The sequence below is a fragment of the Microbacterium sp. H37-C3 genome, assembly GCF_027157935.1.
Lineage (GTDB): Bacteria > Actinomycetota > Actinomycetes > Actinomycetales > Microbacteriaceae > Microbacterium > Microbacterium plantarum.
Genome location: NZ_JAPVLR010000003.1, coordinates 158,758 through 170,651, shown reverse-complemented (window position 1 = coordinate 170,651; position 11,894 = coordinate 158,758). Strand labels below are relative to the sequence as shown.

The 11,894-nt window shown below is 70.9% G+C and carries 8 protein-coding genes; 6 read left to right on the top strand and 2 right to left on the bottom strand.

Annotated elements, in window-relative coordinates:
• Positions 1–41: 41 nt before the first annotated feature.
• The 4 genes from O1W71_RS09860 (at position 42) to O1W71_RS09845 (ending at position 6,104) form a co-directional block, all read left to right on the top strand.
• The gene (locus O1W71_RS09860; RefSeq protein ID WP_269267682.1) at positions 42–254 is read left to right on the top strand and encodes a heavy-metal-associated domain-containing protein; all 213 of its coding nucleotides are present in this window, start codon (positions 42–44) and stop codon (positions 252–254) included.
• The gene (locus tag O1W71_RS09855; RefSeq protein ID WP_269267681.1) at positions 254–2,521 is read left to right on the top strand and encodes a heavy metal translocating P-type ATPase; all 2,268 of its coding nucleotides are present in this window, start codon (positions 254–256) and stop codon (positions 2,519–2,521) included. Before O1W71_RS09860 ends, O1W71_RS09855 begins: the two co-directional genes overlap by 1 nt.
• 229 nt (positions 2,522–2,750) lie before the next feature.
• Positions 2,751–4,904, top strand: a complete 2,154-nt coding sequence (locus tag O1W71_RS09850; RefSeq protein ID WP_112617215.1) for a DEAD/DEAH box helicase — start codon at positions 2,751–2,753, stop codon at positions 4,902–4,904.
• Between the two features lie 171 nt (positions 4,905–5,075).
• Positions 5,076–6,104 carry a 6-phosphofructokinase gene (locus O1W71_RS09845; RefSeq protein WP_023955073.1) on the top strand — a complete coding sequence of 343 codons (1,029 nt, stop codon included), beginning with the start codon at positions 5,076–5,078 and terminating at the stop codon, positions 6,102–6,104.
• 81 nt (positions 6,105–6,185) lie between these two features.
• Here O1W71_RS09845 and O1W71_RS09840 read toward each other — a convergent pair whose 3' ends face one another.
• A complete protein-coding gene (locus O1W71_RS09840) occupies positions 6,186–7,577 on the bottom strand; it encodes a threonine/serine ThrE exporter family protein (RefSeq protein WP_269267678.1) in 1,392 nt (463 codons plus the stop codon).
• Positions 7,578–7,731: 154 nt separating this feature from the next.
• On the opposite strand from O1W71_RS09840, the gene O1W71_RS09835 reads away from it, so the two are divergent.
• Both O1W71_RS09835 and thrC read left to right on the top strand, forming a co-directional pair.
• Positions 7,732–9,018 carry an aspartate kinase gene (locus O1W71_RS09835; RefSeq protein ID WP_112617213.1) on the top strand — a complete coding sequence of 429 codons (1,287 nt, stop codon included), beginning with the start codon at positions 7,732–7,734 and terminating at the stop codon, positions 9,016–9,018.
• Between the two features lie 95 nt (positions 9,019–9,113).
• The gene (thrC, locus tag O1W71_RS09830; protein ID WP_114588420.1) at positions 9,114–10,517 is read left to right on the top strand and encodes a threonine synthase; all 1,404 of its coding nucleotides are present in this window, start codon (positions 9,114–9,116) and stop codon (positions 10,515–10,517) included.
• A 150-nt stretch (positions 10,518–10,667) separates the two neighbouring features.
• Here the strand turns inward: thrC and coaBC are convergent, their stop codons facing one another.
• Positions 10,668–11,879 (bottom strand): bifunctional phosphopantothenoylcysteine decarboxylase/phosphopantothenate--cysteine ligase CoaBC, encoded by a 1,212-nt coding sequence (coaBC, locus tag O1W71_RS09825; RefSeq protein ID WP_269267677.1) that lies wholly within the window; start codon positions 11,877–11,879, stop codon positions 10,668–10,670.
• Positions 11,880–11,894 lie beyond the last annotated feature (15 nt).

Below are 11,894 nucleotides of genomic sequence, written 5' to 3'. Positions count from 1 at the left end.
GGGGGTATCCTGTTGTCGTCGCTGAACCACGAAGGAGCATCATGACGACTCAGACCTACACCGTCGAAGGCATGACCTGCGGGCACTGCGCCGCAGCGGTGACCCGCGAGCTCGGGCTCGTCCCGGGCGTCTCCGACGTCACCGTCGACGTCGACGCCGGCACCGTCGCGGTCACGGCTGTGCAGCCGCCCGACGACGACGTCGTCTCGGCCGCTGTGGCCGAGGCGGGCTACACGGTCACCGGACGCCGCTGATGAGCGCGGACACCGCCGGGCGGGAGAGCAGCCATGCCGTCCTCGACATCGAGGGGATGACGTGCGCGAGCTGTGTCGCCCGGGTCGAGAAGCGGCTGCAGCGCCTGGACGGTGTCCACGCGACGGTGAACCTCGCGACCGAGTCGGCGCGCGTCGAGCATCCCGCCGCCGTCTCGGTCGACGACCTGGTCGAGGCCGTCGGCCAGGCGGGGTATACCGCTCGAGTGCGCTCCTCTCCGGCGCAGCATCCGGCGGAGCATCATGACGCTCCGGGCCACCAGCACGACGTCGAGGACATGCCGGGGCAGACCACTCTGCGCACCCGGCTGATCTGGGGCATCGTACTCGCCGCGCCCGTCGTGGCGCTTGGCATGGTGCCGGCGTGGCAGTTCCCCGGCTGGCAGTGGGTGTCGCTCGTCCTGACCGCGCCGGTCGTGTTCTGGGCGGGTTGGCCGTTCCACCGTTCCACGTTCGCGAACGCGCGCCACGGCGCGCTGACGATGGACACGCTCGTCACATTGGGCACCTTCGCGGCCTTCGCCTGGAGCCTGAGGGCGGTGCTGTTCGGCTCTGCCGGGCGCATCGGCATCCGTCACGATGTCGTCCTCTTCGGCCCCGTGCACGACCCGACATCGCTCGTCTACTTCGAGGTCGCCGCAGCGGTGACCGTGCTCATCCTGCTCGGTCGCTACATCGAGCAGCGCTCGCGGCGACGTGCGGGCGCCGCGCTGCGCGCCCTGCTCGAGCTCGGGGCGGCGGATGTCGAGCTGCCGGACGGGCGTCGCGTCGGCATCGACGCGCTGCATGCGGGCGACGAATTCATCGTGCGGCCCGGTGAGAAGGTGGCCACCGACGGCATCGTCGTCGACGGCGCGGCGGCGGTGGACGAGAGCATGCTCACGGGCGAGTCGGTGCCCGTCGACGTCGGCCCCGGTTCCGAGGTCACCGGCGGCACGATCGCCTCCGGCGGACGGTTGCGGGTACGCGCCACCTCGGTCGGCGACGAAACCCGCCTCGCGCATCTGGCGCGGCTGGTCGACGAGGCCCAGTCGGGCAAGAGCCGCGTGCAGCGTCTCGCCGACCGCGTCTCGGCGGTGTTCGTCCCCGTCGTCATCGTCGTGGCAGTGCTGACCCTTCTCGGCTGGATCATCGCCGGCGCACCCGTCGCCGCGGGCTTCACCGCCGCCGTCGCGGTCCTGATCATCGCCTGCCCGTGCGCGCTCGGGCTCGCGACGCCCATCGCCGTCCTCGTCGGCACCGGCCGAGGCGCCGAGCTCGGCATCCTCATCACCGGTCCCGAAGCCCTCGAGGCCGCCGAGCGCATCGACGTCGTGCTCATGGACAAGACCGGCACCCTCACCGAGGGGCGGATGTCGGTCGCCTCGGTCGTCACCGCGGCCGGAGCCGATCGCGACGACGCGTTGCGGGCGGCCGGCGCCGTCGAATCCGCCTCGGAGCACCCGATCGCGCGCGCGATCGTCGCAGCCGCCGGCACCGTGCCGCCGGTGACGGAGTTCACGGGCGTCGCCGGAGGCGGCGTCAGCGGCGTCGTCGAGGGGCGCGAGGTCACCGCGGGGAGCGTCGCCTTCGTCACCCAGCGACTGGGCGAGCTGAGCTCCGAGCTCGATGAAGCCGCGCGCGACGCCGCGGCATCCGGTGCTTCCGTCGTCGCCGTCGGCTGGGACGGGGCGGTCCGAGCGGTCATCGCGGTCTCGGACCGGGTCCGCGACGACGCCCGCGAGGCCGTGGCGCGGCTGCACCGCACCGGGGCCTCGGTGGTCCTGGTCACCGGCGACAACGCCGGCGCCGCGGGGGCGGTCGCCCGCGAGCTCGGCATCGACGACGTGGTCGCCGACGTGCGTCCCGAGGGCAAGCTCGAGGAGGTACGGCGCCGTCAGGCCGCGGGGAAGCGCGTCGCGATGGTCGGTGACGGCGTCAACGACGCGGCCGCCCTCGCCGCTGCCGACCTCGGCATCGCGATGGGCGGTGGCACGGATGCCGCCAAGCACGCCAGCGACATCACGCTCACCGCTGGCAGCCCCCGGGCCGTGGCCGAGGCGATCGAACTCAGCCGCCGTACCCTCGGCATCATTCGCGGCAACCTGTTCTGGGCCTTCGCCTACAACGTCGCCGCCGTGCCGCTCGCGGTGGCCGGTCTGCTCAACCCGATGGTCGCCGCGGCCGCCATGGCGTTCTCGAGCGTCTTCGTCGTGCTCAACAGCCTGCGACTGCGATCGGCGTTGCGGCCCGCGCGCCGGAGCGCGTAGCGACACGGTTCACCGGCGCGCCCGCAGCCGCATCGCGGGGCGCGCCTGACATGGCATAGAATGGACCACGGGGACATCGTCGGGTTCGACGCCGCAGCTCGCTGAAGCGAGTGCCCGTGGCCGACCGACGCGATCGCCCTTCGCTCGCATGACGCTCCGGTGTCCGTTCGAGCGGCACCTCGTACGTTTCCGTCACGACGGAACTCCGGCACTCAGGCTCAGGAGGAGCATGCCGACCATGGCCACCGCCGCAGCGACCGCCAACCGCCGACGGAGATCTTCGTCCGCCCGACGCGATGATGACGCGCCGCTGATCCCGATCCTGGCGCGCAAGGTGCGCGAGGTCGAGGCCAAGGCCCAGCGCGGAAAGCTCGGACCCACGAACCGCGTCAAGTTCCAGGTCATCGCCTTCTTGGTGCGCGAAGAGCGCGCGCGGGTGAAGGCCGACGAGAACGTCTCCACCGCCGCCCGGGCGGAGCTGCTCAAGCGGCTCGACGGTGTCGCCACGATCCTCGCGAAGACGGCCGCCCGCGACACGTCTCTCATCCAGCTGCTCGAGGTCGACCAGGCGACGTCGCCGGTGGCGAAGCGGATGCGGCGCGACTGGCTTCTCGAGTCGGGTGCCGAGCTGCCGGAGGACGAGCTCATCATCACCGATGCCGCGCCGGTTCAGGCGCCCGTCGTGCCCGCGGCTCTCGCCGACCGGCAGGTCACACCGCCGCAGGTGATCGCACGACGCGAGGCGAACCCCTTCCTCGCGCCCGACCTCGAGCTGCACGCGCCGCACGACACCCCGCGCCGACGACTCGACGGCTGGGAGCTGATGGGGCCGCTCTACAAGGCGTTCGAGTCCGGCGCCGGCGGGGCGGCTGCCTCGATGGACCTGCCTCCCGTGCCGGAGTTCGACCGCCTGTCGCCCAAGGGTCTCGAGATCATGCCGCACCAGTCGCGGTTCCTCGAGTCGGTGCGAGCCGGTCACCGCTCGTTCCTGCTCGCCGACGAGCCGGGTCTCGGAAAGACGGCGCAGTCGGTCCTCGCAGCATCCGTCGCCGGCGCCTATCCGCTGCTGGCCGTCGTGCCGAACGTGGTCAAGATGAACTGGGCGCGCGAGGTCGAGCGCTGGACGCCGCAGCGACGCGCGACCGTGATCTCGGGCGACGGCGATCAGATCGACGCGTTCGCCGACGTCTTCATCGTCAATTACGAAGTGCTCGACCGCCACCTCTCGTGGCTCGGTTCGATCGGCCTGCGCGGCATGGTCGTCGACGAGGCGCACTTCATCAAGAACCTCAGCTCGCAGCGTTCGCAGAACGTGCTCGCCCTCGCGGGCCGCATTCGCGAGCAGGTGCGCGACCCGCTCATGCTGGCCCTCACCGGAACCCCGCTGATCAACGACGTCGAGGACTTCGACGCGATCTGGCGGTTCCTGGGGTGGACGAACGGCGAGAAGCCCGGCCCCGTGCTCATGGAGCGTCTGGACGAGACCGGCCTGACGCCGGCCGACAAGGCGTTCTATCCCGCTGCCCGCGACGCCGTCATCTCGATGGGCATCGTGCGCCGCAAGAAGAAGGACGTCGCCGCCGACCTTCCCGACAAGCTCATCGCCGACCTGCCCGTGCAGCTCGACGACGAGTACGGCCGGTCGATCCGCCAGGCCGAGCACGAGCTCGGCGAGCGTCTCGCCGCGCGGTACCGCCGGATCATCGAGGCGCGCGGCGACCGTGTGCTCATCGGCGAGGCCGACTCCGACATCGTGCGCCTCGTCGCGACGCAGGAGCTCGAGGAGTCGAAGGCCGCGGGCACCGGCGCCGAGAACGTCTTCACGATGGTCCGCCGCATCGGCCAGGCCAAGGCCGTGCTCGCCGCCGACTACGCGGCCCAGCTGCAGCGCTCGGTCGGCAAGGTCGTGTTCTTCGCCAAGCACATCGACGTCATGGACGCCGCCGAGGCCCACTTCGCGGCCGCCGGGCTGCGGACCGTGTCGCTGCGCGGCGATCAGAGCGCGACGGCACGCCAGGACGCGATCGACGCGTTCAACAACGATCCCGATGTCGCCATCGCGGTGTGCTCGCTGACGGCCGCCGGTGTCGGCGTGAACATGCAGGCAGCCTCGAACGTCGTCCTCGCCGAGCTGTCGTGGACCGCGGCCGAGCAGACGCAGGCGATCGACCGGGTGCACCGCATCGGTCAGGAGGAGCCCGTCACCGCGTGGCGGATCATCGCCGCTCACACGATCGACACGAAGATCGCCGAGCTCATCGACTCGAAGCAGGGTCTCGCGGCTCGGGCGCTCGATGGTGAGGCCGTCGACCCGACCTCGAGCGACTCGGTGCAGCTGTCGGCTCTCATGCACCTGCTCCGCCAGGCGCTGGGCGCGGACTGAGCCGTCCTCTCCGCTGTTCGTCAGTGGTCGGAGGGCGCGCCTGGTCGCATCCGCACGGGCCTCGCGAGTTCTCCCGGCGGGCTCGCCTGGCAGCACCTGCGCCGCGACGATAGTCTCGACCTGAGGCAGCGTCGCCACACTCCACCCTGAGCAACAACGAAGGATCTCCCCATGAAGATCGGCATCCTCACCAGCGGCGGCGACTGCCCCGGACTCAACGCTGTCATCCGAGGCGTCGTGCTCAAGGGCACCACCTCGTACAACATCGAGTTCGTCGGCATCCGCGACGGCTGGCGCGGCGTCGTCGACGGCGACTTCTTCCCCCTCACGCGCCACGAGGTGAAGGGCCTGTCGAAGGTCGGCGGAACCATCCTGGGTACGAGCCGCACCAACCCGTACGAAGGCCCCCGCGGCGGCGCCGAGAACATCGCGGCGACCCTCGACAAGCACCGCATCGACGGCATCATCGCCATCGGCGGCGAAGGCACGCTCGCTGCGGCCAACCGTCTCGCCAACGACGGCATCAACGTCCTCGGTGTGCCGAAGACGATCGACAACGACCTGAAGGCGACCGACTACTCGTTCGGCTTCGACACCGCCGTCAACATCGCGACCGACGCGATGGACCGCCTGCGCACGACCGGTGACTCGCACCAGCGCTGCATGGTGGCCGAGGTCATGGGCCGTCACGTCGGCTGGATCGCCCTGCACGCCGGCATCGCCGCCGGCGCCCACGTCATCTGCATCCCGGAGGTGCCGATGTCGATCGAGGAGATCACGGCGCAGGTGACCAAGGCGTTCGACCGCGGCCGCGCCCCGCTCGTCGTCGTGTCGGAGGGCTTCAAGCTGAAGGGTCAGGACGAGGCCTACAGTGACAAGGGCCTCGACGCGTTCAACCGTCCCCGTCTCGGTGGCATCAGCGAGGTGCTCGCCCCCGAGATCGAGCGCCTGACCGGCATCGAGACGCGCGCCACCGTGCTCGGTCACATCCAGCGCGGCGGCTCGCCGTCCGCGTTCGACCGTGTGCTGGCCACGCGCCTCGGGCTCGCGGCGGCCGACGCGCTCGTCGACGGTGCCTGGGGTCAGATGGTCTCGCTCAAGGGCACCGACATCGTCCGCGTCTCGTTCGACGAGGCCCTCGGCGAGCTGAACACCGTCCCGCTGTACCGCTACGAGGAGGCCGCCGCGCTGTTCGGCTGATCTGCGCGTCGCTTCGTCTCGGCCGCGTCCGCGGCAGGTTCACCGCCTGCTCGTGACGCGGCCGTTTCGCTTCTCTCGGCGTCAGCGCACCCGCGCGCGCGCACGGATGACCGACCCCAGCGACGCGCGGAGCGGCTGGCCGAGGTAGATGCCGAGCGACGCACCCACCGCCAGGGCGATGCCGACGGTCGCGGCTGCCGCGAGGGTGCTGAATCCGGTGAGCAGGGTCGCCGGGCTGTCACCCGACTCGACCACGCCGAGGAGCCCGCGGAACACCGCGGCACCGGGGACCATGGGCAGGATCGCCGCCGTCGTGATCGCGACAGACGGAACGTGCAGACGATAAGCGGCGAGAATGCCGACGAGGCTCCCGACGAACGCTCCGACGCCGCTCGCCGCCGCCGTCTCGAAGCCGAGCGAGGCCGCGGCCACGTATCCGAGCCACGCGACCACGCTGAGCGCGACGCTGACGACGATGATGCGGAGCCCGGCCCCGTTGATGACGGCGACCGCGAGGGCGATCAGACCTGCGCCGAGGAACTGCAGCGGCACGGGTCCGAGCGGAAGCGCCTCCGTCGGGGCCTCCAGGCCCAGCCCGATGACTCGCGCGGTCTCGATGCCGGCGAGGATGCCGAGCACGACGCCGAGAGTCTGCGTCACCAGCTCGAGGATGCGGCCCATCGCCGTCAGCGCGAACCCGTCGATGGCGTCCTGAGCCGCGCCGACCACGGTGAGGCCCGCCAGCATCAGCACGATGCCCGAGGCGACGATGACGGAGGGGCGCATGGTCATCGCGGCCTCCCACCCCGTCGCTCGAAGAAGCGGGGAGGCCGCGGCGACGATCGTGAGCACGAACGCCCCGGCGATCTGACTGAAGAAGAACGGCACGCGCGCCCGGCCCAGGAGGAACTGGGTCACCGCCGCCGACCCCGCGGCGAGGAACGACAGCACGATGACGAGCCAGTTCGCCCCGAACATCACCGCGACCCCGACCGCCAGCAGCGCCTGCGCAGCGACGGTGACGGGCTGCTGATACCGGAACGGTGTGCGACGGATGCCGCGGAAGCGCAGGGCCGCGGCATCGAGGGGGAGTCCCGACCGGATCTCGGCCACGAGCGCCTGCAACCGCTGCAGCCGTGCATGGTCGGGCGCGGCGCCGCGGACCACGCGCATGAGCGTGATCGGTCGGTCCTCGCCGCTGCGATGGTGCGCGACGGTGATCGAGTTGTACGTCACGTCGACGTGCACCGGGTCGAGGCCGTAGACCCCCGAGACCCGCACGATCGTGAGGGTCACCTCGCTGGCCGGCGAGCCGGCCACGAGCATCGTCTCGCCGAGTCGGATCGCCAGGTCGAGCACCCGCACCGCGAACGCGTCGTCGATCACCGGGAGCATCTCCGTCGCCGGGCCGCCGGCCGGGTCTGAGGTGTGGACGAGCGCATTCAGCGCCGTGAAGAGCGAGCGGCGTCCCATGGGTTCCAGCCTAGGTCCGTGCGCCCGGAGCCTCGCCCGCAGGCGGGTCGTCACATGGCGCTGCGCGCATGGGACGCTCCGTAAGATGGTCCGGTGGGCGCGGCATCCGGGCGCCCGTAGCAATCGCGCCGGCACCGGCATCCGGGAGTCCCACATGGCATTGATCGTGCAGAAGTACGGCGGGTCGTCCGTCGCCGACGCGGAGAGCATCAAGCGGGTCGCGAAGCGCATCGTCGACACCCGCCGCGCCGGTCACGACGTCGTCGTGGCGGTGAGCGCGATGGGCGACACCACCGATGAGCTGCTCGATCTCGCGAACGAGGTCGCACCGATCCCGGCTCCCCGCGAGCTCGACATGCTCCTGAGCTCGGGCGAGCGCATCTCAATGGCGCTCCTGGCGATGGCCATCCACTCGATGGGCTTCGAGGCCCGTTCGTTCACCGGCAGCCAGGCGGGCATGATCACGGATGCCACGCACGGTGCCGCGCGCATCGTCGACGTCACGCCCGTGCGGCTGCGCGAAGCCCTCGACGAGGGAGCGATCGTCATCGTCGCGGGGTTCCAGGGGTTCAACCGCGACACCCGCGACATCACGACGCTCGGCCGTGGCGGATCCGACACGACCGCCGTCGCGCTCGCCGCGGCACTGTCGGCCGACGTCTGCGAGATCTACAGCGACGTCGACGGCATCTACACCGCCGACCCGCGCGTCGTGCCCAAGGCTCGCAAGCTCGGCGTCGTCTCGGCGGAGGAGATGCTCGAGCTCGCCGCGAACGGCGCCAAGGTCCTCTACATCCGTGCGGTGGAGTACGCCCGCCGTCACGGCGTCATGATCAACGCCCGGTCGACGTTCAGCTCGGGGTCCGGCACGTTCGTGCTCGGTCCCGGGATGACGCTGCCCGAAGGTCGAAAGGAAGAAGAGATGGAAGAGCCGATCGTCGCGGGCGTCGCCACCGACCTCAGCCAGGCCAAGATCACCGTCATCGGCGTGCCCGACGTCCCGGGCAAGGCTGCCGAGATCTTCAAGATCGTGGCGAAGTCGGGCGCGAACGTCGACATGATCGTCCAGAACGTCTCGGCGGCCACGACGGGTCGCACCGACATCTCGTTCACGCTGCCCAAGACGGATGCGACCGTCGCGCTCCGCGCCCTCGCGGGCGAGCAGAGCGAGGTCGGCTTCGAGAGCCTCGTGCACGACGACCAGATCGGAAAGCTCTCCGTCGTCGGTGCCGGGATGCGCACGCACTCGGGTGTCTCCGCGACGCTGTTCGAAGCGCTGTCGAACGCCGGGGTGAACCTCGAGATGATCTCGACCTCGGAGATCCGCATCTCCGTCGTCGTCCGCGGCGACGAGCTCGCCGAGGCGGCGCGCGTCGTGCACACCGCGTACGGGCTCGACGGCGATACCGAAGCGGTCGTCTACGCCGGCACCGGGCGCTGACGCCCCGCCGGTCGTCGACACACCGCCGGCGCCGGGCAGGCGCGGCACCTGCGACAATCGAAAGCCGTCCCCGACCCGTCACCGAGGAGCCCCGCGTGCTGTACATCTCGACCCGAGGCGGCGCTGAGCCGCTGCCGTACTGCGATGCTCTCCTCGAGGGGCTCGCGACCGATGGCGGTCTCGCCGTGCCGCAAGAGATGCCCTCGGTCTCGCCCGAGACCCTGGAGCGCTGGCGGGCTCTGACCTACCCGCAGCTGGCCACCGAGGTCCTGGCGCTCTTCGCCACCGACATCGAGCGCGACGACCTCGCCCGCATGACCGAGGCCGCATACGCTCCCTTCCCCGATGCTGTCGTGCCGCTGCGGCGGATCGGTGGCGGGATCACGCTGGTCGGGCTCTCCGAGGGCCCCACGCTGGCCTTCAAGGATCTCGCGATGCAGTTCCTCGGTCAGGTCGTCGAGCACGCTCTCGCGCGCACGGGGTCCGTGCTCAACGTTCTCGGTGCGACCTCGGGCGACACTGGATCGGCCGCTGAGTACGCGCTGCGCGGCAAGGAGCGCATCGCCGTGTTCATGCTGTCGCCGCAGGGCCGCATGAGCCCGTTCCAGCGGGCGCAGATGTTCTCGCTCGACGAGCCGAACATCCACAACATCGCCATCGAGGGCGTTTTCGACGACTGCCAGAACCTGGTCAAGGAGCTCGCGGGCGACCTCGAGGTCAAGCGATCGCTGCACCTCGGCGCGGTCAACTCGATCAACCTCGCCCGCATCACGGCGCAGGTCGTCTATTACTTCTGGGCCTGGCTGCGCGCGACGGACGCCGACGGCCACGCCGAGGTCTCGATCACGGTGCCGTCCGGCAACTTCGGCAACATCCTCTCGGGGTTCTACGCGCGCGAGATGGGTCTGCCGATCCGTCGGCTGGTGCTGGCGGCGAACGAGAACAACGTGCTCGACGAGTTCTTCCGCACCGGCATCTACCGTCCGCGCTCCGCCGCGCAGACGTTGCAGACCTCGAGCCCGTCGATGGACATCTCCAAGGCCTCGAACCTCGAGCGCTTCATCTTCGAACTCGTCGGGCGAGACCCCGAGCGCGTCGTCGCGGCGTGGAAGGATCTCGAGTCGCAGGGTTTCGCGGACTTCTCCGCCGACCTCGCTCGCTTCACCGCCGAGTTCGGCATCGTCAGCGGAACGTCCACGCACGCCGACCGCCTCGCCACCATCCGCGAGGTCCACGAGGAAGCGGGCGAGATCATCGACCCGCACACGGCCGACGGCGTCACCGTTGCTCGCCAGTACATCGAGCCCGGCGAGGCCATGCTCGTCCTCGAGACCGCCAAGCCCGAGAAGTTCGCGGAGACCATCCGTGAAGCCATCGGGATCGACATGACGTACTCCGACGAGCTGCAGGCGATGCTCGATGCGCCGCAGCACGTCGTCGACCTGCCCGACGACGCCGCCGCACTCACTGCCTTCATCCGCGAGCGCGCCCTGAGCTGATCCCGCCCGTCCGCAGTCGGCCCCGCCGCGGCGTGCCGGTGGCGATACACCTGCAGGACCGGTGGTGCTGGTGTCGCCTCCGCGTGACTCTGAGCGCGCGTGGGCACCACACATCCGACGGATGTATCGCGCCCGACCAGGGGCTGAGCGTCAGCTCGCGGCGCGGAGCGCGACGATCGCGTCCCAGATCGCGCGCGCGACGGCGTCCTTCGGGCCGGAGGTTTCGGCGACGACCGCGCCGCCGTCTCCGATGACGGCGACGGCGTTCTCGCCCGCACCGAAACCGGCGTCCCACCCGACCTCGTTCACGACGAGGAGGTCGACGCCCTTGCGGTCGCGTTTGCGTCGGGCGCGCTCGAGGAGGTCGGAGTCAGCGGTCTCGGCGGCGAACCCGACGACGGTCTGACCGTCTCGGCGAGCGGCGGCGAGCCCTGCGAGGATGTCGTCGTTCGGCACCAGCTCGATCGTCTCGAGCGGACCGTCCTCCTTCCGCAGCTTGTGCTCCGACACTCGAGCGGCCCGATAGTCGGCGACGGCCGCGACCATGATGACGATCTCTGCCGCGGCGGCGGCATCCGACATCGCCCCGCCGAGCTCAGCCGCGGTCTCGACATGCTGGACCGTGATGCGCGGGTGGGCCGCGGCGGCGTCGAGAACGCCGGCGTCGACGGATGCCGCGACGAGCGTCACCGTGGCGCCGCGCCGCGCCGCCTCGACGGCGATCTCCGCGCCCTGACGACCGCTCGACCGGTTGCCGAGGAAGCGCACGGGGTCGAGCGGTTCGCGGGTGCCGCCGGTCGAGACCGCGACGTGCAGGCCGTCGAGGTCGGTCGGCGCGGGGGACACCAGCGCGAGAGCCGCCGCGACGATGTCCTCCGGCTCCGACATGCGGCCCGGGCCGCTGTCGCCGCCGGTCAGCGGGCCGTCCGCGGGCCCGACGAGCAGCACGCCGCGCTCGCTGAGCGTGGCGACGTTGGCGGCGGTCGCCGGGTGCCGCCACATCTCGGTGTGCATCGCCGGGGCGACCACGACGGGTGCCGTGGTGGCGAGGAGCGTCGTGCCCAGCAGGTCGGATGCCAGACCCGCGGCCATCGACGCGATCGTGTTGGCCGTCGCGGGCGCGACGATCACGAGGTCGGCGCTCTGCCCCAGGGCGACGTGCCGCACACGCGCGACGCCGTCGTGGACGGACGTCGTGACGGGGTTGCGGCTGATCGCCTCCCATGTCGTCAGGCCGATGAAGCGCAGCGAGTCCTCGGTGGGGATGACGTGGACGTCGTGCCCCTGCTGGACGAGCAGCCGTACGAGCTGGACGCTCTTATAGGCGGCGATGCCACCGGTGACCCCGACTACGATGAACATGCCCCCGATCCTCCC